The 23,901-nt window shown below is 63.7% G+C and carries 17 protein-coding genes; 8 read left to right on the top strand and 9 right to left on the bottom strand.

Going from position 1 to position 23,901, the window contains the following annotated elements; all coding sequences use genetic code 11:
• Positions 1–158: 158 nt before the first annotated feature.
• Positions 159–428 (top strand): HigA family addiction module antitoxin, encoded by a 270-nt coding sequence (locus OXT71_17015; protein ID MDE2928098.1) that lies wholly within the window; start codon positions 159–161, stop codon positions 426–428.
• A 192-nt stretch (positions 429–620) separates the two neighbouring features.
• On the opposite strand, the gene OXT71_17010 is transcribed toward OXT71_17015, so the two are convergent.
• A complete protein-coding gene (locus OXT71_17010) occupies positions 621–2,135 on the bottom strand; it encodes a hypothetical protein (protein ID MDE2928097.1) in 1,515 nt (504 codons plus the stop codon).
• Positions 2,136–2,320: 185 nt separating this feature from the next.
• On the opposite strand from OXT71_17010, the gene OXT71_17005 reads away from it, so the two are divergent.
• The 3 genes from OXT71_17005 to OXT71_16995 all read left to right on the top strand — a co-directional run bounded on the left by OXT71_17005 (position 2,321) and on the right by OXT71_16995 (position 6,692).
• On the top strand, positions 2,321–4,237 hold the full coding sequence (locus OXT71_17005; GenBank protein MDE2928096.1) for a M14 family metallopeptidase: 1,917 nt from the start codon (positions 2,321–2,323) through the stop codon (positions 4,235–4,237).
• Positions 4,238–4,272: 35 nt separating this feature from the next.
• Positions 4,273–5,604: a neutral/alkaline non-lysosomal ceramidase N-terminal domain-containing protein gene (locus tag OXT71_17000; GenBank protein MDE2928095.1), complete on the top strand. Its 1,332-nt coding sequence runs from the start codon at positions 4,273–4,275 to the stop codon at positions 5,602–5,604.
• 104 nt (positions 5,605–5,708) lie between these two features.
• Positions 5,709–6,692: an aminotransferase class IV gene (locus tag OXT71_16995; GenBank protein ID MDE2928094.1), complete on the top strand. Its 984-nt coding sequence runs from the start codon at positions 5,709–5,711 to the stop codon at positions 6,690–6,692.
• A gap of 76 nt (positions 6,693–6,768) precedes the next feature.
• On the opposite strand, the gene OXT71_16990 is transcribed toward OXT71_16995, so the two are convergent.
• The 4 genes from OXT71_16990 to OXT71_16975 all read right to left on the bottom strand — a co-directional run bounded on the left by OXT71_16990 (position 6,769) and on the right by OXT71_16975 (position 10,737).
• Entirely contained in the window at positions 6,769–8,046 is a 1,278-nt protein-coding gene (locus OXT71_16990) for a sialidase family protein (GenBank protein ID MDE2928093.1), read from the bottom strand.
• A gap of 60 nt (positions 8,047–8,106) precedes the next feature.
• Positions 8,107–9,009 carry an alpha/beta hydrolase gene (locus tag OXT71_16985; GenBank protein MDE2928092.1) on the bottom strand — a complete coding sequence of 301 codons (903 nt, stop codon included), beginning with the start codon at positions 9,007–9,009 and terminating at the stop codon, positions 8,107–8,109.
• Between the two features lie 81 nt (positions 9,010–9,090).
• Positions 9,091–9,891 carry a hypothetical protein gene (locus OXT71_16980; protein MDE2928091.1) on the bottom strand — a complete coding sequence of 267 codons (801 nt, stop codon included), beginning with the start codon at positions 9,889–9,891 and terminating at the stop codon, positions 9,091–9,093.
• A gap of 45 nt (positions 9,892–9,936) precedes the next feature.
• Positions 9,937–10,737: a phytanoyl-CoA dioxygenase family protein gene (locus tag OXT71_16975; GenBank protein ID MDE2928090.1), complete on the bottom strand. Its 801-nt coding sequence runs from the start codon at positions 10,735–10,737 to the stop codon at positions 9,937–9,939.
• Positions 10,738–10,866: 129 nt separating this feature from the next.
• Here OXT71_16975 and OXT71_16970 point away from each other — a divergent pair, with 129 nt between their 5' ends.
• Positions 10,867–13,479: an ABC transporter substrate-binding protein gene (locus tag OXT71_16970; GenBank protein MDE2928089.1), complete on the top strand. Its 2,613-nt coding sequence runs from the start codon at positions 10,867–10,869 to the stop codon at positions 13,477–13,479.
• A gap of 109 nt (positions 13,480–13,588) precedes the next feature.
• Here OXT71_16970 and OXT71_16965 read toward each other — a convergent pair whose 3' ends face one another.
• Positions 13,589–14,290, bottom strand: coding sequence for a glycosyltransferase family 2 protein (locus OXT71_16965; GenBank protein ID MDE2928088.1), 702 nt, complete (start codon positions 14,288–14,290; stop codon positions 13,589–13,591).
• Between the two features lie 244 nt (positions 14,291–14,534).
• Here OXT71_16965 and OXT71_16960 point away from each other — a divergent pair, with 244 nt between their 5' ends.
• Entirely contained in the window at positions 14,535–16,727 is a 2,193-nt protein-coding gene (locus OXT71_16960; GenBank protein MDE2928087.1) for a YfhO family protein, read from the top strand.
• Here OXT71_16960 and OXT71_16955 read toward each other — a convergent pair.
• Entirely contained in the window at positions 16,724–17,662 is a 939-nt protein-coding gene (locus OXT71_16955) for a GNAT family N-acetyltransferase (protein MDE2928086.1), read from the bottom strand. The two genes, OXT71_16960 and OXT71_16955, sit on opposite strands and share 4 nt — an antisense overlap.
• 40 nt (positions 17,663–17,702) lie before the next feature.
• Complete coding sequence (locus tag OXT71_16950) at positions 17,703–20,000, bottom strand: TonB-dependent receptor (GenBank protein MDE2928085.1); 2,298 nt, start codon at positions 19,998–20,000, stop codon at positions 17,703–17,705.
• A 52-nt stretch (positions 20,001–20,052) separates the two neighbouring features.
• On the opposite strand from OXT71_16950, the gene OXT71_16945 reads away from it, so the two are divergent.
• Entirely contained in the window at positions 20,053–21,270 is a 1,218-nt protein-coding gene (locus OXT71_16945; protein ID MDE2928084.1) for a VCBS repeat-containing protein, read from the top strand.
• Positions 21,271–21,280: 10 nt separating this feature from the next.
• Here the strand turns inward: OXT71_16945 and hflX are convergent, their stop codons facing one another.
• Positions 21,281–22,903: a GTPase HflX gene (gene hflX / locus OXT71_16940; GenBank protein MDE2928083.1), complete on the bottom strand. Its 1,623-nt coding sequence runs from the start codon at positions 22,901–22,903 to the stop codon at positions 21,281–21,283.
• A 188-nt stretch (positions 22,904–23,091) separates the two neighbouring features.
• On the opposite strand from hflX, the gene OXT71_16935 reads away from it, so the two are divergent.
• Complete coding sequence (locus OXT71_16935) at positions 23,092–23,883, top strand: phytanoyl-CoA dioxygenase family protein (protein MDE2928082.1); 792 nt, start codon at positions 23,092–23,094, stop codon at positions 23,881–23,883.
• Positions 23,884–23,901 lie beyond the last annotated feature (18 nt).

The raw sequence follows: 23,901 nt of genomic DNA, 5'->3' as shown, positions 1-23,901 counted from the left end.
GATGGAAGAATTATCGTGCAGAACGCTGACTCGACTTAATCAGACCTTCCTTAACGGGCATTACCCCGAGGGGGAACTCGTCGAGCTTGGATTCCCCCGCCATGGAGTGTGAAGATCCATTTGCAACACTACATGTTGCAAGTGATATTATTTCAGTCATGCCCATGTACGACCCGCCACACCCAGGCGAGATGATCCGAGACATTCTGGAAGACAGAGAGGTTGGCTGGACTGTAACGGAGTGTGCCCGGCGGCTCGACGTAGCACGGAACACATTGTCACGGTTGCTGAACGGCCGTATTGGAATCTCGCCAAGAATGGCGCTGGCATTGGAAAGAATCGGTTGGAGCAACGCGGATCACTGGATGCGGCTTCAAGCGGCCTACGACTTGGCGCAAGAGAGGCGCAAGAGTGCAGATGCTGCCTGAGATCGAGCCTACCGAAGGGCGCAGGAGAATGAGAAAGGGGCCGTTCCCCAGGTTCTTAATTCGCTGGAATACGGGGCAGGCTATGCCGGGGCCTTCCTCCTGCCTTGGCATTTCAAAAACTTTGAGATCCGAATTGCGGGAACCTCAAGGGTGTTGGCAAGGGCATCGGCCAGCCGGCCAAGCGCACCCGAGTCACTGAAACCGTAGCGAAAACAGGTCGGCGTCCTTCATCACCAGCCGCAGCCGGACCGGTTTGCCCGCGATCCGCTTCAGGGGCTCGTCCGTCGTTGCCCCGGAATGGGAACGCTTCCAGCGCACCGTGTGCTCGATCTCGTCTCCCCAGACCAGCGGGGATTCCTCCAGAGCGAAGCCGGGAAGCGGCCGTCCCGCTTCGTCCTGTATCTCGATGTGGATGCTTCCCGCGGCGGAGGTGGCGAAGTTGAGCTCCAGGTTGCTCCCCTCGAAGGCCAGTGGCTTGGTCACCACCTCGCCTCCGCGATAGCCGGCGTTGAGCGAGACGAACCCGTCGGTCCTCAGGACCATCCGCTCCATGTGAATGGTGGGAAATTTGTAGTGGCGGAGCACGTAGAGGGAGATCTCGTCATCTCCGGTGGAAACCACTCCGGTGGCCGTCATGTTGGTGCGGTTGTACCAGTTCCTCTTCTCGCGTCCGGGCCGAATGAAGGCTTGAGGGAACCTGCGGTCCCAGTTCAGACCGTCGCGGCTGGTCATGAACACCGTCTCGGAAACCCCGTTCTCGGGCGCGTCGGGAATCCGGGTCCGCCAGGGAACGAAACGCTTGGGAAAGCCCAGGAAGATGTGGGGCGCACGGAAATAGGGCGTGATTCCGTTGGTGTAGAATTGGTCCCGCGGCCCCTCCCCCAGCTTGATGTCCTCCAGCTTGCTCCAGTTCAGGAAATCGGGCGAGGTGGCCCGGGCGACGGCCCGGATCGTGGGCATCCGGCGCTCGCCGGAGCCGGTGTGGCGGGGTGGATACCAGACCCGGAGGTAAGCGACGTACTCATTCCGGAACCCGTCCCAGAAGATCTCGTCTCCTCCCCAGTCCGTGGGAGGCTGCGTCAGGATGGCCTCTTCACGGATGGGCTTCCAGTGGATCCCGTCGGGCGAAACCATCCCGACCATGCGTTTCAAAGGGGTGTTGGGTTGTCCTGACGCCAACGCCTTGTACCTTTCCTCGGGAGGAGTCTTGGGATTGGTGTCCAGGAAGACCATGAAGTTGTGGTTGCCGAACCGGTCCCAGATGATGTTGTTCTGTTTCGACCCGTTGAATTCCACCAGGCCCAGCGCGGGCTTGGTCCAGGTCCGGCCGTCCCGGCTCTCCGCGTAGCACGTGACTTCGGGATGTTCGGGGACCATGGTCTCACCCGGTTCCAGCAGGGACGGGGCTGCGGAACTCGTGAGGCTGTGGCCCCGGTAATAGATGCGATAGAGGCCGTCGCCGTGAACGACCGAGGTGTAGAAGCAGGTCGTGCCCTCCCACGGCTTGTCGAAGTCGAGCACCTTTCCGCCGGAGGCGGGGGTCTGGAGCTCCAGCCGGACGTCCCCCGTCATGGAGTCGATCAAGTAGTCGTCCACCATGAGCTCCAAGCGGTCTCCGACGTCCAGGGGTTTGGCCTTGTGATCGCCGCCGCCAGCCAACGGTTGAGTCGTGAACAACAAAGCCGCGAGCAGAGTTGCTCTCATCATCTGCATCCTCCTTGCGCCCCTGTCAGGAACGGAGAGCGAGTCTATCCATCCGGCCTCTACCGGTCAAAACGGGACGAACGGGCGTTCTTGAAATGGCGGAGTCGGCGAAGGAAACTGAACCAGTTCAGGCCGTACACTGGCGCATGATGCCGTGCAGCCGATCTTGGCCGCGGAGGTCGTTCGGGATGAAGTGGAAACGGAAGAACCTGACCTGCATCGCCGCCCCGTTTCTGGCAGCGGCATGTGCGAGCGCCGGGTTCGCCCTCCAACCTCATTCCGAATCTGGAGCCGACGAAGACAAGGCGTCGGAACCCTACCGGGTCGGGGGAAAACGGGACGGTCCCAGTTTCTTCCCCCGGGTCCACTACCCGGAAGTGAAGCCCCTGAAGGAAGGGGAACTGGACTTCCGTCACTATCCCACCTATGGCGAGATCCATGGGTTCCTCCGGAAGTGGTCTCGCGAGTATCCGCAGATATTGGACCTCTACTCGGTGGGCCGGAGCTTCGAGGGACGGGAGATCTGGCAGGTGACCGTCACCAACCGGGAGACGGGAAAGGATACGGACAAGCCGGCCATGTTCGCCGAGGGTGGGCGTCATTCGGGTGAGACCGCCAGCTCGGTCTCCATCGTCCAGCTCATTCACCAGTTGGTGACCGGGTATGGGAAAGATCCCGAGATCACGCACCTGGTGAATACCAAGGCCTTCTACCTGCGCCCGGTGAACAATCCCGATGGCACCGAGCTCTTCCTGAACACGGCCCAGACCAATCGCAGCTCGGTCCGTCCCCACGACACGGACGGGGATGGCCTCCTGGATGAGGACCCGGGCGAGGACCTGGACGGCGACGGCCTTCTGCTGCAGATGCGCCGTCACGTGGGAGAAGGGAAGGGAAACGCCATCCGGGACCCAAGAGATCCGGACCGGCTCATGAAGACGGTGCCCGAGGGGGAGGGGGACTGGCAGGTCGACCCGGAAGGCGTGGACAACGACGGGGACGGCAAGTTCAACGAGGACGGGATCGGCGGGCTCGACCTGCACCGAAACTACCCGGAGAACTGGCGGCCCGAACCGGGACGGGACGCCACGGAGCGGGGATTCACCCAGGTAGGAGCGGGCGAATACCCACTGTCCGAGCCGGAGACGCGGGCGGTGGTCCTCTTCCTGCTGACCCATCCCAACGTGGCCATCGGCCAGTCCATGGACACGCCCATGGCCATGCACCTGCGCCCGCCCTCCACCAGCCGCAGCCAGGAGACCATGGCACCGGACGACCTCAAGTGGTACGTCTATCTCGACAAGCAGGCGAAGGCGATTTCCGGGTACCCCTGGGCCGGCGACGTCTACGAGGACTACAGGAACGTCCATCCCTTCCACGTCATCACCGGGGAACCGAGCCTGCCCATCCCCCTGTTCGGCCACGGGCCCGACTTTGGATATTCCTACTTCGGCTCCATCTGGTACAACGACGAGCTCTGGAACATCGGCCGGCAGGAGGACTACGACGGGGACGGAAGACTGGACGACTACGATGCCCTGGTCTGGAATGACCGGGAGCGCGGAGGCAAGGAGTTCATCCCCTGGAAGAAGATCCCGCATCCCCAGTTGGGGGAGGTGGAGATCGGCGGGTTTACGCCCAAGTTCGCCTTTTGGAACCCACCCGTGGACCTGCTCGAGGAGTGGGCCAGCAAGAGCACCCGGTTCAATCTGTTCCTGGCCAAACAACTGCCGCAGGTCCGGATCTCACGGGTCCGGGTGAGGCCCCTGGCTCCCGGGGACTATTCCATCGAGTTCACCTACCGCAACGTGGGCCATCTCCCCACGGCCCTGGTCCAGGCCCGGCTCGTCAAGATCGTGAAACCGGACACGGCCCGGATCGAGTTCGACGACGAGCTTGTGGAGAGCGGCCGGGTGCAGGTCCTGGAGCCGTCGCTCCGCAGCAAGGACATCGAAGCGGGTTGGCTGGACCCGGCGGAGAACCGGACCGTGGCCTGGAGGGTCCGGCTCAAGGATGTCGAGTCGGTCGAGGCGAAGGTCTCCATTCACTCCACCCGGGGCGGCGTGGACCGGCGCCGGGTGAGGATTCCGGCGGGGGTTGAATGAGGACGGGACGCGCCGTTGCAATGAGGGAGGGCGTTATGGCGGGACAGATCTCCAAATTGAAGGAGGTTGGCGGGATCGGAATCTTGGTTCTCATGTTCGTTCTGGCTTCGGTGGGAACGTTCGTTGGAGCGGGCTCCGGGGATTTTCGGGCCTCCTGTGTCAAGGTGGATATCACTCCGGAAATTCCTCAGTGGCTGTTGGGCTACGGTCCGAGACGGTCCGAGGGCGTCCACGACCGCCTCTATCATCGAATTGCCGCGATGGATGACGGGAAGATGCAGTTCTTCCTGGTCTCCTCGGATCTGGCCGCCATTTCTCCGGCGTTCTACGAGCAGTTTTCCAGGGAGTTGGAACAGGAGACGGGGATCAAGTCCCATCAGGTGTGGTGGACCCTGACTCACACCCATTCGGCTCCGGAAGTGGGCTCTCCGGGAATCGTCAAGATCATGCTGCCCAACCGGTACTTGCACGAGCCCAACCCGGAGTATTCGGAGTGGGTGAAGAGCCGATTGATCGAGGGCGTTCGCGAGGCTCGCTCCAAGCTGGAGCCGGCGCGTCTTGCAGTGACGACCGGTTACTCGATGGCGAATATCAATCGGCGCGCCATCGACGTTGACGGGAGTGCCTCGTTGGGCATGAACCCGGACGGACCGGTGGACCGTCAGATCGGGCTAATCCGGCTGGACCGGCCGGATGGTTCGCCGCTGGGCCTGATTGCCATCTACGCCATGCACGGGACCGTTCTCGGGTCCGAAAATCTCCTGATCAGCGGAGATGCCCAGGGGATCGTGGCCGAGTACGTGGAGGACAAGCTGGGCGCCCCGATGCTGTACGTCAACGGCGCGGCCGGGAATATCGCTCCCATCTACAGCACTCGTCCGAATTTCAAGAGAGGTCACATCACCCAGTTCAACGTGTTGCTGGGGGACCGGATCCTGCAGGCGAATGCCTCACTGAGGAGCGGCACTTCAAAGGTCACCTTGTGGACCGGAGAAACGGTCGTTGAGAGTCCCCGCAAGGAAGGATTCGGATGGGTCGAGGAGCTGGCCCATTACCTTCGGGTGACGGAGACCGGAGCGAGCCTGGTTCGCGTGCCGGTGCGTTTCCTGAAGATCAACCGGGATCTCGTCATCTGGTCGGCACCGGTCGAGCTGTTCTGTGAGATCGCCATCAACGTCCGCAACCATTCGCCTTTTCCCTACACGTTTTTTGCCGGCTATACGAATGGTTTCTTGGGGTACCTGCCCACCCGGCAGGCATTCTCGGAAGGGGGTTATGAACCGGGCCGCGTCACTCCCTTCACCGAGCAGGTCGAGGACGATTTTACGCAGGGGGTGAGCACCTTTATTCAGGGAATGCCTCGGTAGCGGCGCATTTGGTCAACGCTGCGGCGGTGGTCGGCTCACCGGCCTGGCGCCGGGCGTGAGAAAGACGAACCAAACGAGTACAATCGGCACTTGGAGGAGCGCTGATGTCAGGAAGAATCGTCTATTTCAACGGTGACTTCGTCCCCGAGTCCGAGGCCCGGGTCTCCATATTCGACTCGTCCCTCATGTTCGGAGACATGGCCTTCGAGGTGGCGCGGACGTTCGGGGGGAAGCCTTTTCGCCTGGGACATCACCTGCATCGCCTCTATGCGTCGCTTCGCCTGCTGGAGATCGATCCCGGCATGACCGCACAGGAGATGTACGATCTCACCTTGGAGACTCTGGAGCGGAACTTTCCCACCGAGCCCCGCGACATGGACTGGCAGATCATGCATGACGTGTCCCGGGGACCGCTGTCGCTCTACCGGAGCGCATTTCCCAAGGGTGTGCAACCCACCGTCTCCATCAACTGTTGGCCCCTGGTCACCCACATGGGGCACTTTGCACCGAATTACGATTCAGGCGTGGACGTGGTCATCGCGTCCCAGCAGGCGTTGCCGGCGCAACTGGTGGACGCCAAGGCCAAGACCCGCAGCCGCCTGCACTACCAGATGGCCGTGCTGCAGGGGGCTCGGATGGGGGAGAACAAGTGGCCGGTCCTCATGGACCCGGACGGGTTCCTGGCCGAAGGCCCCGGCTGGAACATTTTCCTGGTTCGGGACGGCGTGCTTCTGACGCCGGAGGGGCGGAATATTCTGTTGGGAGTCTCCCGGGCAACCATTATCGATCTGGCGAACGAGTTGGGGATTCCGGTGCAGGAGGCGAATCTGGGCCGTTACGAGGCCTTGCAGGCCGACGAGGTCTTCTGCACGGCGACCACCTACTCCCTGGTCCACGCTGCCAGTTTCGAGGGGCAGACGGTGGGGAATGGGCGGCCGGGGCCAGTGTTTCGGCGCCTCACCGAAGCGTGGATGAATCTGGCCGGGTTGGATTTCGTCGCGCGGGCGCAGGAATACGCCCGGCGGCTTCCGGCGTGGGAAGAGGCGGAGATGAGGGCGGTCCGGGGAGTGGAGCCGGTTCACGCCTGACAGGAGCGGGGTTTTTCTACCCCCGCAGCAACGAGGAAGAGGGAAGACGGGGGGACTAACAGTCCCCCTCCTACCCTTACAGCACGACGCGGATCTTTCGGGCGACTCTTACCACGACGGACTTGTCGGACCACTGGGGCCATTCCCGCTCCCATATCTCCAGGTGACGCTCCTGGGACTGGCCCGGAATGGTGAGTCTGGCTGACATGACCAGGACGGTGTCGGGTCCGGTGGCGGCCAGGAGGGTGTATCCGGAGGTGAGGGGCTCGGCGAACTTGCGGGGCTCGGACCAGGTCTTCCCCTTGTCCAGGCTGACCATCACGTAGTCGCCGGCCGCTTCGGACGGGTTCTCGATGCCCACGTCTTGAAGATAGCGTTCCTGGTAATCCCGCAACGCGACCGGGTACGGTCCGCCCTCGTCGTTGAGTCCATGTCCGTAGCCCACCTTCAGACGTCTCCAGCCGAAGCTGCACACGAGGGCGCCGTTCTCCAGCAGGACCATCTGGGGCGCTAAACCTAGGATGTGCATGGACTCCGGTTCCTGCCAGGTCTTGCCGCCGTCCAGGGAACGGACCTGGAACATGGGCGCGAAACGGCCGGTCCGCATCACCGCCAACAGCTCCCCGCCGCCCAGGTCCACCATGGCCGGTTCGCAGAAGCTCTCCTGTCCGGTCTCCCCGTCGTAAGCGATGGTGGAGAGGTACTCCCAGGTGGCGCCGCCGTCGCTGGAGGACAGCAGGTAGGTTCGGTACTTGAACCACTTCTGGCCGCTGGTGGCGGGAAATCCCTCCATGGGCACCGTGTCTCCCTGGAAATTCCCGTAGCAGGCGGCCAGCAGGGTCCCATCATCCAACTCCAAAAACGGGCCCCCGACGCCCAGGTAGTCCACTTCGGTCTCGTTGTCGGCCGTCAGCGGCGTCCACCGGTCGACACGCGCCGTGGCGGGGGACCAGGAGATCCGTTCTTCGGTGGCGTTTTCATCCAGGGACTGGACGTTCGCCATTTCCAGGGAGAACAGCCCCGGCTCGCCGGTGGCAGAACCGCGGCCCTTCAGGAAGAAATAGCTTCCGTCCCGGAGAGGAAGCAGGTGCGGCCTGGCGATGGCCGGGCCCACGTCCCATGTCGTCCCCGAGTCGGTCGTGGTCAAGGCGATCTCTCCCCGGCCCACCAGGACTCTTCCGTCCGGCAGGGTCACCATCCGGGGCCCGTAGGACAGGCCCGGGTATTGGTCGGTAGGCACCGTCACGGGATCACCCACCTCCAGACGGATCTTGGGCGGGTCGGATGGCGTCTTTGGCTCGGGAGCCGGCTGGCAGGCGCCGATGACGATGGCGAGCGCGGTCAGGACAATCAAGCTGGCAGGGATGTCTCATCATCAGGGATGCTCCTTCAATCCAAGACTCACGCCGACGAATCAGGAATCTGGGCAGACTCCCAGGAACTTCATGATTTCACCGGCTGTCTCCTGGGGCAGCTCCTCAGGCAGGAAGTGCCCGCAGGCCAAGGCTCGACCCCGGACCTCCACGGCTCTCTCCCGCCACACCGTGAGCATATCCAGACTGGCTCCGGTCTGCCATCCTGGACGCTTGGTGGTGTCGCTGCCCCAAAGCGCCAGGACCGGACAGGTCAGCCGCCGACCCCGGTCCTCCTCGTCGTGGACCAGGTCCAACTCGATGCCCCGGTAGTCCAGGCAGGTGGCGCGGATCGTCTCGGGGTCGGAGAAACAGCGCAGATATTCGTCGTAGGCCTCCGGGGTGATGGAGCCTTCGATGCCGCACCATCGCTCCAGGAGGAAATCCAGGTAGAACTTGGCGCTGTTGCCGATAAGAGTTTCAGGAAAAGGTTCGGGTTGCCGCATTAAATGCCAGTGAAACCAGGCAAAAGACAGGTCCTTGTCCATTATGTCGAAGGCCGCCTGGGAGGGGACCACGTCCAGGGAGGTCAGGGTTCGGACCCGGTCCGGATGGTCCAGGGCCATCCGGTGTCCGACCCGGGCGCCGCGATCGTGGCCCACTAAGTGGAAGGAATCGAAGCCCAGATGGGCCATGACCTGGACCTGGTCGTTGGCCGTGGTCCGCTTGCAGTAGACGTTCAGGTCTCCCGGGGGGACGGGAGGTTTTCCGCTGTCGCCGTAGCCGCGCAGGTCGGGTGCGACCACGGTGAAGTGCGGCGCCAGCAGCGGCGCCGTCTTATGCCACATGACGTGGGTCTGGGGGTATCCGTGAAGCAGCAGGAGCGGAGGGCCCTGTCCGCCGTGGACGAGGTGGATGGAGGTGCCGTTGGCGTCGATGCGGGTTCGGGTGAATTCTTCGAACATGCGCTCTATCCTACTTTGTATTTGGAAAGAATGGTCGACTGGAAAGTCGCCCTTCCAGTGGGGGACCAACAGTCCTACCTCCTATTCCAGCAGATGCGGCGGTCCCAGCCAGACTTCGTCGGGGTGGGTCTTCCACCACTCTTCCAAGGCTTGCTCCTGGGGAGCGAGCCGGCCCTGGCAGCGCAGTCCTCCGGGAGAGAGGTTCAGGCTCACGGCCGTCTCCGAGCTTGCTTCCACCCAGTGGGGCGTCAGGAGCTGGTTCCAGAGGCAGTCGCCCGGCTTCATGACGAAAGTGAGGACATCCTCGGGCTTTAGTCCGCGAGGCTTGGACAACTCCTCCCGGCGGGCTTCCTGCACCACCTCGTCCAGGGGCGCCCAGCGGCCGGGATCCGTCAGGCCATGGAAATGCTTGGTCCCCCAGATCTGCCAGGCCAGGACGTGGGAGAGGTCCATGTGGTAGTTGGTGGCGCAGCCCGGACCCGAGAAGAACAGGATGGGGAAGCATCTCCGCCAGGTGAAGCCGGCCGAATGGAGGAAACGCTTCCAGGGAACCATCACCTGCTCCTCCAGTCCCTCCAGGATCCCGCCCGGTCGCTGGAACCGGGCGAGGTCGAAATGGGACATCTGGAATGGTGAGTCCAGGGCCTCCTGGATGGGAAGGGACCGGAATTGGCGCGAGATGTCGGTCTCGTCCATGCGGTCTCCCCGTCTTCCGCTCAGGACCCGGACTCCCTCATCCCGGCGGACCATATCGACCATGCGGTCCAGGGGAGGGAACCGGTAAGAGAAGGGAACCAGGGATGCGGCCAAGGAGAAATTGAGCCAGCCGATCCACCGTTCCCGAAAGGCGCTCGGAGTATCCGCCGCTCGGTGCATGTTCATGGTCAGTCGGACTCGTCGTTTGTTCAGGCGCCTCCGAGGAAAGTGTCAGTAACTCCTGACCCAATGGCGGTAAAGGGGCTTCACCGTTTCCGGGAGGCATTCGTAGACGGCCGGTCTCACCGGCGGAATCTCGTTCTCCGGCAAGCCCGGCTCGTCCACCATGGTCCGGCGCGCTCTGGTTCCCGGCATCAGGACCCGCGTGTCCAGCCACCACGGAACGTAACGCACGATCATGCTGATGCGGCGTCCGCCGCTCTCGTTGCTCGCCGTGGCGTGCCAGAGCCGGCTGTCGAAGAGAAAGACGCTGCCCGCCGGACCGGTGGCGTGCCGCTCGGTGGGGTAGGGTTCGAACAGGGGAACTCCGATGGCGCCGGTGGGATTGTCCGAGGTCCGGTGGCTGCCGGGGACGATCCAGGTGCCGCCGTTTTCGTCGGTAAAGTCGGAAATCATCCAGATGGAGGAGAGCTGGAACGGCGTGTCGGGGTAGGGAGCCGGGACGTGGGCGGCCTTTTCCTGGTTGTAGGGCCAGTCCGCGTGCCAGCGGCCCCGCTCGTTTCCCGGCTCGGTGATCATGCTCCCGGTGTAGGAGATGCGCAGGTGGCCGCCGAACCAGGCGCGGGCCACGGCCATGACCGTCTCATCCGCCAGGTACGGCACGAACGTGGGGATGGAATCCAGCACGCCGAAGGCGCTGCTCACACCCTGGTAGGTGTCGGCAGAACCCTGCGCCGCCATGACGGCCTCGACCTCGCGTCGAATGGTCCGGACCTCCTCCTGGGGAATGACCCCTTTCACCACGCAGAAGCCGTCCAGCTTCAGATGCAGCAGGATCTGCTCCAGATTCACGATTCAGGCTCCTTTCTCGGGTGTGCCGTCGGCGGCGTATTCCGTCCGCCCGCGACCGCGGAAACCGGCGACTCTCTGCCGACCCGCTCGTCTTGATATCACATCCGCCCGTGGTAGTCTGTTCGTCCCATGAAGAGACAGGCACTCCCCCCATTATGTATTCCCTTGATCCTGTTGATTGCTGGTTCCGGTTTCGCCGCCGCTGAAAACCTGACCTGTTCCGACAATTCGGTTGCGGCCGGCGCCGTCCGAACTCCGGAGGACGTTCAGGCATTCGTACGATGCGCCCACGAGTATGTCCAGGAAATGGGCTTCGACGAGGCTCGGCGGGCCTTCCACGAGGACGACCGGTGGAAGAGCGGGTCGATCTATGTCTTCGTGGACGAGGTGTCGCCGGTGAGCGATCAGTCCAGGTCGCTGGTCTATCCGCGTGACCCGTCGAGAGAAGGCCAGCCGTGGGGGCTGTATGTCGATGTCTGGGGCAACGACTGGTACGCGGAACAGTACCGCCTCATGACCAAATTCGACGAGGCATGGATCTACTACGCCTCCCCGCATCCGGAGACCGGAGAGCCGGCGCCGAAAGCTTCCTTCCTCAAAGCCATCGACTGGGATGGAATTCCCGCCTCCATCGGCGCGGGCATCTACCGCCCCGACCTGCCCGGAAACTGCAGGCCGGAAGACGTCAACGCCATGGATCTGGCCGCCGAGCCTTCCGCGGACAGACTTCAGGAGTTCGTCCGTTGCGCCGCGCTGGAGCTGGAAGCGAACGGCTACTTCGCCTCCATCTCTCTGTCCGCCGACCCGCGGTGGACACACAAGTCGATCTACGTCTTCGGTGTGGACCGGCACGGCAAGACGCTCTTCAGCGGGGACTCGTCCCATGAAGAGTGGGCTTACACCGATTCCGAGTTGACGTCGCTCAACGACCGGGACGACCTGAGTGTGGCGCAGGCGTTCGGCGAGACATTCCTCTATTACAAGTCCCTCAATCCCGCTACCCGGACGAAGCGCCGGAAGATGATTTTCGTCAAGCGGGTCGTTTCCTATGGGCTGCCGATCCTGGTCGGCGCCGGCTACTACCTGGATCGAGCCGGCGAGGGCGGGATGGCGACGCTCCGCTATTGGCAGGCCCCGACCATCCTCAACCCGTACCTTTCGCGCGGCACCAAGGAAGCCGAAGGCGCATCCCTGGTCATCGAGCCGCTGGCCGAGTACAACCCCGACGGGGAATTGGTCCCGGTTCTGGCCGACAAGGTTCCGACTCTCGCCAACGGCGGCGTCTCGGCCGATCGGACCCGGATTACCTGGACACTTCGGGAGGACGTGGTCTGGTCCGACGGAACGCCCTGCACGGCCGAAGATGTCGTATTCACCTGGCGGTACTGCACGGCGCCGGATGCCGGCTGCGTCCACGCGGCGAAGTTCGCGAACGTAAGCTCGGTTGACGCCGTCGATGACCGGACCGTCACCATCACGTTCGATGGACCGACGTCATTCCCGTTTTCCCCGTTCGTGACCTACAACGGTCCGATTCTCCAGGCTGCGCAGTTCGCTGACTGCCTGGGCGCGTCGGCCGCGGGATGTACGGAAGCGAACCAGCGGCCCATCGGCACGGGACCGTACGTGGTGGCCGATTTCAGCAGCAACGAGTCCGTCCGCTACGAGTTCAATCCGCTGTACCGGGGTGTCGATTACGGCGTTCCCTATTTTGGCGAAGTGATGATGCAGGGGGGCGGTGACGCCACTGCTGCCGCAAGAGCCGTGCTGCAGCTCAACGAAGCGGACTATGCCTGGAATCTCCAGATTGAACCGGATGTCCTGGAATCTCTGGCGGAGGGCGGAGGCGGATCCATCGTCACCGGTTTCGCCACCGCCGTCGAGCGCCTCATGCTCAACCAGACGAACCCGGATCCAAGTCTGGGGGAACTCCGGTCGGAGTACGCCGGAGGGACGAACCCCCACCCGTTCCTGAGCGATCCGGTCGTGGGCCGCGCCCTCTCCCTGGCCATCGACCGCGACACTCTGGTTCGGGTCGGGTATGGTCCGCTTGCCGGCCGGTCGACGTGCAACCTCTGGCCGTATCCTCCAGGCCAGGCATCGACCAACAACGATGAATGTCTCGTGCAGAACCTCGATCTCGCCAGGGAGATTCTCGACGGCGCCGGAATCGTCGACTCGGACGGAGACGGCGTGCGGGAGCGCAACGGGGTTCCGCTCAGGATCCTGTTCCAGACATCGACCAATGCCGTGCGTCAGACCACCCAGGAGTACATCAAGGGCTGGTGGGCGGAGATCGGCGTCGAGACCGAATTGAAGGACGTCGTCGCTTCGGTGTTCTTCGGTGGAGATCCGGAAAGCCCCGACACGGTGGGCAAGTTCTACGCCGACGTTCAGATGTATACCAACGGCTCCTCCTTTGTGGACCCGGAAGGCTATCTGGGCGCCTGGGTCACGTCTGAGATCGCCGGGGCATCCAACTCGTTCCGCGGCGGAAACGTCCAGCGCTTCCAGTCTGACGAATATGACCGTGTCCACGCCGAACTCCGGCGCACCGTCGACCAGGAACGGCGCGACGAGCTCACGATTGCCCTGAACGACATGCTGGTGCAGAGCTACTCGATCATCCCGTTGATTCACCGCGGGTACGTTTCGGCCCATTCCAACGAAATCGAGGGTGTGCGGTTGAACGCCTGGGATTCGGAGCTCTGGAACTTCGAAACCTGGACCCGCCGCAAGTAAGGAGCGGCGGTTTTCCTACCGCCGAAGGGGGGTTAGGGGGACGGAGTCCCCCTCTACACTTCCCAGTCGCCGAGGGGGAATAGGGGCCTGACAATCCCCCCTCCTGCCCCTACGAGAAGAACCGGTAGCGAAACAGGGCCCACAATGCCTTGACTCCGTCCACCCAGGTGATTTTCTTTCCTTCCCGGTAGGAGCGGCTGTTGTAGGAGATGGGAATCTCGTGGATTCGGTATCCCTGGCGGGTCAACTTGACCGTGATCTCGGGTTCGATCTCGAAGCGGTTCGACCGGAGACGGATGCCGTCCAGGACCTCACGGCGAAAGACCTTGTAGCCGGTTTCCATGTCCGACAGCTTCTGGTTGGTCATCAGGTTCGAGACGAAGGTCAGGAAGCGGTTGGCCAGGTAGTGCTGAAAGTACCGGGTCCGATGGGCGCCATCCAGGAAGCGGCTGCCGTAGACCACGTCGGCACGTCCGTCCTGGAGTGGCGCCAGAAGCATCGGATAATCCCGAGGATCGTATTCCAGGTCGGCGTCCTGAATCAGGATCCAATCGCCCGTGGCTTGAGCGATTCCGGTGCGCACCGCCGCACCCTTGCCCTGATTCCAATCGTGGAAGACGATCCGGAGTCGATCCGAACGGCCGGCATTCATCGAGAGGCGTTCGAGGATCTCCCGGGTCCCGTCGTCGGAGCCGTCGTCCACGACGATCACCTCCTTTTCCATGGGCGCCTGGGCGACCCGGCTCAACACTTCCTCCAGCGTGCCGCGTTCGTTGTAGACGGGAATGATGACGCTCAGCTTGCCCGGCATGGCTCGGCAATCTCGATCTGGTCGCCCATGAACACCAGCGATCGGAACCGTATTCAAGATAGCAAGTCGTTCCAGGAGCAAGAAGTCTCGATCCTCATTTGATACGCATGAGTGGGCGAAGAAGGCCGGTGCGAGTAGACGATCGGGAGAATCCCGAACTTCGTCATGGCTTGCGTCTTCGAAGCCGGCTTGATTTGCTGGGAACATGAGTGCTGCCGCCGGCCGGGACGCCGGCATTTGAGCCATGAAGCCGGACTTATTCGATCGATTCCCACTGGCCGTCATCCTCATTCTGGTCGTTCTTTTCTTCTGGAGGCTCAGCCTCAGTCAGCAATTCACCTTCGCCGACAATCCGGACCTGGCGTACCAGGTCCTGCCCTGGTACCAGGTGCAGGCCAAGGCCTGGCACGAGGGGATCTTCCCCATGTGGGACCCCTACCACTGGGCGGGCCAGTCGTTGTTGGGACAGATGCAACCCGGCGGCGCATTTCCGCTCAACTGGCCGTTGTTCCTGGCGCCGCTCAAGGATGGCCGGATCCAGCTCCGTTGGGTCCACTGGCACTTCGTGCTGATGCACGGGTTGGCGGCGCTCTTCATGTACGGCCTGGTGCGCGAGCTGGGAAGAAGCCGGTACGCGGCGGTTCTGGCTGCGTTGGCGTTCGGGTGCGGCGGGTATCTCGCCGCTACCAATTGGCCGCAGAAGGTCAACGGCGCCATCTGGATCCCACTGATCTTTCTGCTGTTTCATCGGATGGAGCGGGCCCGGGATCCTTCGGGCCGGTGGACCAACGCCGTGTTCTGTGGCGGGGCCATCGGCATGGCCCTGCTGAGCGGCCATCACCAGAACCCCATGTATGCCCTGCTGGCTCTTACCGGGGTGTTCTTCTATTTCCTGTTCGAGCGTCTGCGCCGGTCGTACCGCGAGGCGGCAGGTTTCACGGGACTGTACGTCGTGATCGCGGGGACGGCGTTCGCGGCGGCGGCGCTGCAACTGTTGCCGGCCATCGAATACGGCGCCGAATCCTACCGCTGGGTCGGCGCCGAGCGCCCCTTGACCATGGGCCAGGATGTGCCGTACTACGCGCAGTCCGGCCTGCGCCTGTACGCGGTCACACTGCTGGGCATGCTGGTTCCGCACGCTCATTTCCAGGTCAGCACCTTCGTCGGGCTCGTGTGCCTCTCGTTGGCCATCTACGCCGTCGGCGCCTGCTGGAGGGAGCGCTGGGTCCGCGTCTATTCCTGCATTGCGCTCGCCGCGCTGGCGTATTCCCTGGGGCCGTTTTCGATCCTGCACGGTTGGGTGTACGCTGCCGTGCCGCTGCTTGACAAGGCCCGGGCGCCGGCGCATGCCGTGTTCGTTTTCCAGTTTGCGGTCTTCGTCCTGGCGGCGATCGGAGTGGATCGACTGCTTCGCGACCGGAATTCTCATCCGGGCGGGCGCTGGTTGCCGGCCATCCAACGGGCTCTGGTGGGGTTTGGCGCGTCGGCATGGCTTTTGACCCTCTACCGGTATCTCGACGGCAAGATGACTCGTCACTCGGGCGACCAGGTGGTGATTGCCGCCATGGCGGCGTTTGGCTTGGCGGCCCTGCTGCATGCCGTGCGGCGCGGTTCGATCTCGGCGCCGGCCGCGCGTTTCGCAATCGTGGCTCTGATGTTGTTCGAGATGGGAGTGGCGCATTCGACGTCACTGTCCCATCGAAACGATCCCGCCCGCCCCGGGCATCTCGACAAGTTGGCGGAGTTCGGCGAGGTCGCCGAGTATCTCAAGTCGAGGCCCAAGCCCTTCCGGTTCCACATCGAGACCGAGGGAAGAAAACCGAACATCGGCGGTTGGGAGGGTCTGGAGATGGTGGACGGCTACCTGGCCTCGGTCAGCCGCGGCGTTCTGGACTTCTTCCGGGGAGACTGGGAACGGCGGCGGCTCATGCTCAACACGGTGTACACGGTTTCCAGGGATCGGGTCCGGGAGTCGCAAGTCGAAGTCTTCAGAAGTTCGACGGGGTGGAAGGTCTTTCTCAACCCGGACGCGTCCCCTCGGGCATGGACGGTTCACGACACGGAATCCATCGCATCTGACGGGGAAGATCTCTTACCCCGGCCCGAAGGATGTGGACAGGAGGGCGTAATCAGATTCCTGGAGACGACCCTCCATGAAGTCCGGGCGCGAGCGCGAATGCCGTGCGCCGCGTACCTGGTTTTCGGAGATGCCCACTTCCCCGGATGGAAGGCGACCGTCGATGGTGAACCGGCCCGGCTCTACCGCGCGCACGGGGCGCTGCGGGCCGTATTCCTCCCGGCCGGCGAGCACGAGGTGCAGTTCGTCTATCGTCCGGCGTCGATCATTCTGGGAGCTTCCTTGTCGGGGCTGTGTCTGCTGGGTTGCCTGGTCCTGGTCTTTGTGAATCGGCGCCGCGCCGGGGCGAGGTCGACTTAAGCGGTTTCCAGCACGAATGTCGGCATGTTGATGCCTTGATAGGGCTGGAATCGGCCCCGGACCTGGCAGAAATGGAGCTCGCAGTTGCGGGCGCCCCAATCGTACATTTGCCGGACCAGTCCGTAACGGTCCACGGGGACCAGAAAGACCGGCGTCCGCCCCCGGTGCCGGTCCAGTTCCGTGTGGATCAGGGCCGCCGCTTGCCGTTCCGTCCGGATCACGCCCGGCCCGAGCATGTTGAAGGCGGAGTGAGACGACGAAGCCAGGAACCCTTCGATGTTCCCGCCGGACCCCTCGCAGACCGAAACCGACCAGAATCCCAGGTCGTTTCGGATGCACAGGCCGTAGTCCTCCTCCCGGCTCACGCCGCTCACCTCCATTTCCAGGGCCGCCATGGCCGGGACGTCGTCCAACGTCGCGTCCCGGATACGGTCGAGCCCAGGCACTTCGTGATCCAGGCCGGACTCGGGCACCTGGAGGATCATGTCCTGGTAGGCCTGGCGGGGGACGAAACCGTACCGGTTGTAGAGCGAGAAGGAATCCAGGTTGAGAGCGCTCTGGGTGAGGCGCAGGGCCTTGTACCCGTTCCCGTCGGTGAAGCGGCAGATGTATTCCAGGAGCCGGCTGCCGGCGCCGAAACCGAAATAGTTGGGATGGACGGTCATGATGCCGAGTCCCACGTGGGTCTTCCTGGGGTGGTAGAAGCAGGAACCCATGAGACGCCCGGTGCGGGCGTTCTCCGCCACGACGCAGCGGCTGGATCCCGTCGCCGAGTAGACTTCATGAAAGATCTCCGTGACCTTGGGCGACCCCTGAAAGGGCTGGCCCAAGCCTCGAAGGCCGTACCAGGCGTTGATGGAGGCGTAGATGAGTTCGGCCACTTCCGATCCGTCCTCCGGCTCCATTTCTCGAAGATGCATCGAGTCGACAGCCATTGTGGACCCTCCTTGTCTATTATTTATAAATATTTAAGGATTAATCACTGAGATTATACATTAGACTTATGAGAAGACTGCGGCCGGGGGCCGGAACGGACCAGCGGTCGGGGCTGGCCGGGTAGTCCTTGTCGGTGAGGTTTCTTACCATGAAACGGAGTTGGGTCTGGGAATCCAACAGCCAACTCCAGGAGAGATCCAGGGTGGCGAAACCCGGGGTCGGAGCTTCCGTGGGGCCGGATCTGGAGTCTTGGGCAAAGGTGCGGCCCTGGAGCCACAGGTGGCTCCGGGAACCGAGCGTTTTTCCAATGATCAGGGCAATTGAAGGGGCCGGGACGTCGTCGAGGGGACTCCCATCCTCTCGGGTCCGGCCGGCGGACGCGTTTCCCCCGACTCCCAGCGACATCCCCTCGCCGATGTGACGATGTAATTCCACCTCCACTCCGGTCAACAGGGCCGATCCGCGATTGCGGAAGTAGAAGTGTTGAGGTTCCGCTTCGAAACGCTCCACCAACTGGCGGATCTGGTACCGGTAGAGGAACAGGTCCCAACGCCAGTCGCTTCCGGACCAACGGGCCGAAACGTCCCACTGCCGGCTGGTTTCCGGCACCAGGTTGGGGTTGCCGTGAATCAGGCCGCGGCCGCTGATCCCCTGGAAATAGCGGTCCGAAAGTGTCGGTTCCCGGAAGCCCCGGGAGTGCTGAGCCGTGAGCTGAAGCGGGGGCAGCGGCCGCGCGACGACCGCGAAGAAGCCGGAGAACGCCCGGTTGATCCTGTCGAAGTTTCCCAACGACCCGCGGCTCGAGCTGGACACCTGATCCCATCGGCCGCCTGCCCAGAGGGACAGATAGGAGTTGACCGGCAACTCCGCGGAGAGGAATGGCGCCAGGTCGATGCGCCTCGCATCCTCGATGGATGCGGCCGCAAGGGTTCCGGTGGTTCGGTTCCCGGCGTCGAAGCTGCGGGTCGTGTTCTCGGAGTGGAGTCCGAAACGGCCGTTGACGTCAAACCCCAACTCCAACCGGATCCACTTAAGCGGGGAGATGGCTTGCACGCGGAAATCGAGGTGGCGGGCGGCGACCCGGGACCTCTGCAGTTGGCGTCGCCGGTTTGGTGCAGGGAGGCGTTCCCGATCGGTGATGAGGGCGTATCGGCCCATCGATCCTTCGATCCGGACCTGGTCGAAGCCGCCGATGGGCTTCGAATCGAACGCGAGGTGCATTCGGTCGGAGTTCTCTTCCGGGTAGAAGGTCCGCATGTGGGGCGAGCGCAAAGTGGGCCGGCCCAGATCGTGGCCGCGGTCGGTCTGCCATCCAAGGGAGAGTTCTCCTCCCGCGACGCGCAGTCGGGTGCCCGCGAGGAACGAACGGTTGCGCGCGGCTGAATTGTCCACGGTGACTCCGGAACTCCGGTAGTCGCCGTAATTCCGCATGCTCCCCAAAAAGAATACGGAACCCGATTCCAGGCTGCGGCTCAGTTCCACACCCGCGCTCTGCTCGGGCATTCCGTAGCCGAGGCTTCCCATGAATCGGCCGCCATACGTCGATTCGGGGCGCGGTTTTCGAGTCTGGGCGTGAATCACACCTCCGAAGGCGTCGGATCCATAGGCCACGGATCCAGGGCCGCGAACGACTTCGATCCGGTCCAGGAAGAAGGGATCCAGAAAAGTCGCGCTGGGACCGACTCTCCTTTCCGAGATGACTGTGGCGCCGTCCAGAAGAATCAACGTTCGTCCCCGTGCCAAACCTCGAATGGAGGGCACCGCGGCGTGACCCGCTGAGACCCGAGCCACGCCGGGGATTCGTTCGATGGCTTCGATCAGCCGGGAGGGCCGGGTCTGAGCCAATTCCTCGTGGGTCACCAACTCCAAGGCGCTGGCAGGCGTCGTCCCGGTACGCGCCGGATTGCCGGCCGTCACCGTCAGGTCCTCTCGGAAGAGCGGCCGGACGACCAACTCCAGAGTCCCTTCAGAGACGGTCTCCCGGACGACGGCGTGCAAGGTGTCGTGTCCGCCTGGGAGTTCCGCCCGGACTTCGAAGGGCACGGGAGGGTCGGGTGACCAGCGGAATCTACCCTGCTGGTCGGTTCGGCTCTGACCGGGATGTTCCAGGATCGTGACCTGGGCTCCTGCCACCGGGGTCCCGTCGGGGAAGAGAAGTCTTCCGTCCAAGGCCCTCAGAGCCGGACACATCAGGAGCAGGATCAGGGCCCAGGCCATGCCCCAGCGCATGGCCAGAGAGTATAACCTCTCATCGCGGCGGCACGGGTCGCGGTTGAACCCCTCTCGATCCTCCGCATAGACTGACTCTTGTCCGGGAAAGTCTTCAGCCGGCTCCATTGGCGAATCCTTCCGGTCCAGGCGTTCGGCGGTTCCCGTTCTCGCAGGAGGAATGATGCAATCGATCCAACCAGACCATCCTTTTTCGACGGAGACATCGAGACTCCGTTGCCTTCGATTCCTGCCGGCGGTTGCGGCCATGGCGGCGCTCACCCTGTCTGTGGATCCGGTTTCGGGAACCTCCGGCGCAAGAGGAAAGTGGCGCAAGCACCAGGTCTATTCCGGCGCCTCGGCGCTCACCGCCGTGGGCGGAGACTTCACGGGGGACGGATTGCCCGACGTCATCACCAACAGCGAGGGCCGGACCCGCCTGCTGGTGGCTCCCGATTGGAAGGAAATCCCGCTGGGACCGGAGGAGGAGAGGGACTTCATCCACAGCGAGGTCCTGGACGTGGATGGCGACGGCGACCTGGACTGGATCGGCGCCCGCTACCAGCCGGGGCTGATCACTTGGCTGGAGCAACCGGAGAATCCTGAATCCCAGGCCTGGAAGGAACGGCTCGTGGACGATCAGGTCAACGGCATTCATGGGCTTCTGACCGGCGACGTGGACCAGGACGGACGCCTGGACCTGCTGGCCACCAGCGCCCGGCCCAAGGGTCCCTTTCCCGAATCCCTGGTCTGGTACCGGGTTCCGGAGAATCCGAAGAAGGCCGAGTTCTGGCACCGCTTCGTCTTCGCCCACCGGGACGCGCCGGGACTCAGTCACTACCTGGGATTCGGAGACGTGAATGGGGACGGACGTCCTGACGCCGCCTCGGCCGCCAAGGGAGGTCCGGCCGACACGACGGGCCTGGGGAACTGGTTCGCCTGGTGGGAGGCGCCGAAAAACCCCGAAGCGGCCTGGAAGCGGCACCGGTTGGGAGGCCTCCAGCCAGGAGCCACCAATATCCATCCGGCCGACGTCAACGGAGACGGCCGGGTCGATTTCGTGGCCTCCCGGGGGCATGCCCAAGGTGTGATCTGGTTCGAGGCCCCCCATTGGAAGATCAATGAGATCCATCCCGAGATCCGGGAACCGCATGCCCTGACCGTGGCCGATCTGGATCAGGACGGCGACGTGGATGCGGCGACCTGCGCTTTCGGAGCCAAGATGGCCGCCTGGTACGAGAACGACGGTTCGGGCCGGTTCCGGGTCCATGTTCTGGATCGGGATCAGGAGTCCTACGACATTCGCGCCGTGGATATGGATGGGGACGGCGATCTCGATCTGCTGGTTGCCGGCAGGCTCAGCAACAACGTGGTCTGGTACGAGAATCCGTTGCGCTGACGGCTGGCGGCTAAATCGGCGTTGTGTAGCTGGTATTCCACCGTGGAGCTTCAGGCCGGGACAGCCGGTCCTCGGCGGTTTTCACCAATTCCGCCAGTCCCTCCCGCCGGGTTGCGCTCACTGCCAGCCCGCCGATCCGGCCGCAGAGGGCGCTCACCTGTTCCGGGGACAACAGATCCATCTTGTTCAATACCTTCACCGATGGGATCCGGTTCAGATCCAGATCGACCAGCAGCATCTCCACGGCCCGGATCTTGTCGTCCAACTCCGGGTCCGCGGCGTCGATGACGTGAAGCAGCAGGTTGGCGTCGGCAAGCTCTTCCAGCGTCGCCCGGAAGGCGGAGATCAGGTCCGGAGGCAGCTCGGCGATGAATCCCACCGTGTCGGTGATGAGCACTTCCCCCTCCCGGGGAAAACGCAGGCGACGGCTGGTGGGGTCCAGGGTCATGAAGAGCTGGTCGTGCGCCGCCACGACGCTGTTGGTCAAGGCGTTCAGGAGGGTGCTCTTGCCGGCGTTGGTGTAGCCGATGATGGAGAGCACGGGAAGCCCCTGCCGGCGGCGGCGCCTGCGCCGGAGTTCGCGCTGGCGTGAAAGATGTTCGACCCGCTTCTCCAACCGCCGGATTCGGGTGCGAATCCGCCGCCGGCCGATCTCCATGACCGTTTCCCCCGGTCCGCGGCCCCCGATGCCTCCCGTGAGACGGGACAAGCCCTCGTCCTTCTCGGTCAGCCGGGGCAGGGAGTACTTCAGTTGGGCCAGTTCGACCTGGAGCTTGCCGTCGGCGCTGCGGGCTCGCTGGGCGAAGATGTCCAGGATCAGTTGGGTGCGGTCCACTGCCTTGAGGCCGGTCAGGTCTTCGAACGCCCGTGCCTGCGCCGGTTTCAGATCGATGTCGAAGACGGCCGCCGTGGCGTTCGAGCGCATGCTCTCCAGGACCAACTCCTCCAACTTGCCCTTGCCCAATACGGTGCGCGGATGAATTCTGGGCCGCCGTTGGCGCATGCGTCCAGCGATGGTGACGCCGGCGGAGCGGACCAGTTCCAAAGTCTCGGCGAAATGGGCGTCCTCGGGCCGGAGGCCGACGACCATGACCCGCTCGGCGCCTTTCGGTCCCCGGGTCCTCCGGGCCAGGCGGGCGAACTCCCGCTCCAGCGCCTGGATCGTGGCCTGGAAATCCAGTTCCAGGTCATGCACCGAACGGGATCGGATTCTCAGGAAGGGTTCGGCCGGCACATCCCCGTTCCCGCTGCCGGCCAGGGACGCGGGATCGAGGTAGGCGGCTTCCAGCCTTCCCGGCCATCCCCCGTCCAATACCTCGATGACGGCGACCAGATCGAGGCGAAGCAGCACCAGGTCGTTCAGGTCGTCGCGGTTGAGGGCCGAACCGCGGAGGCGCGTGTGGAGCAGCCGCAGACCGCGAAATCGCCCGGTCCCGCCGCGGAGACGGCCGATGTCGGGCAGCATGAGTCCCCGGGCGTTGCCGACGATCACGTTGCGCACGATGCCGTCGCGGCCGATCAGGACCCCGACTTCCCGGCCCAGGTCGTGGGAGGCGGTGGTGAGATGCCGCGCCAGCTCGGGGGTCACGGCCTGTTGTGGGGGGACGCGGCGGCGGTAGGTCCGCTCGAGCATCCGCCGTTGAGAGGCCCGGATGCCCTGGACATTGCCGCTGATGGGATGCTTGGAGATGACTCCTCCTGTGCTCAGGCCGTGGTGACGGCGGGATGGCCGGGTCCGTTGCCGGCACCTGCCAAGTCCCGCCTCCCCTGCCCGCGGCGGGCCGCGCCGCTTCCCCCGGATCTATGGTAGATTTCACTCCGATGAGACTCACCCGTCGACAGTTGGAGGCCTTTCGCAAGAACGGGTTCCTCTTTCTGCCCGGCCGGTTCAAGGTGGAGGAGGTGGCGCCGTTGCGGAAGGAGGCGCGGCGAATCTACAAGCTGGACCGGCCCGAAGTCTGGCGGGAGAGCAGCGGCGCCGCCCGGACGGCCTTTGCCGCCCACACCTACAGCGAGCCGTTCCGCTTCCTGGGAGCCCATCCCCGGCTCATCGAGCCGGTCATGCAGATCCTGGGCGGTCCGGTGTACATGCACCAATACAAGGTCAACGCCAAGGCCGCCTTCGACGGCGAGGTCTGGCAATGGCATCAGGACTACGGGACCTGGAAACGGGACGACCACATGCCGGAGGCCCGCGCCATGAACATCGCGGTCTTCCTGGACGAAGTGACCGCGGCCAACGGTCCCCTCATGTTCATTCCGGGAAGTCACAAGCTGGGCGTTCTGCAGGCGGGACACGACCTGGAGAGCACGAGCTACCCGCTTTGGACGCTGGATCGGGCGACCATCACCCGGTTGGCCGATGAGGGAGGGATCGAGGTTCCGCTGGGGCCGCCCGGATCCGTGATCATGTTCCACGGAAACCTGGTCCACGCCAGCCCGCCCAACATCAGCCCCTGGAACCGGACCATCGTCTATCTGAGCCTCTGCGAGGTGAGCAACCACATCCGCAGGTTCAAACGGCCCGAGTGGATCGCTCACCGGGACTTCACGCCCATCGTTCCCCTGAACGACGACTGCCTGCTCTCGCCTCCGGTCAACAGTCCGTGGTGAAAGTCCCGCGAGCACCGA

The sequence above is a fragment of the Acidobacteriota bacterium genome, from assembly GCA_028874215.1.
GTDB lineage: Bacteria > Acidobacteriota > UBA6911 > RPQK01 > JAJDTT01 > JAJDTT01.
This window is presented reverse-complemented; position numbering and strand designations above follow the sequence as displayed.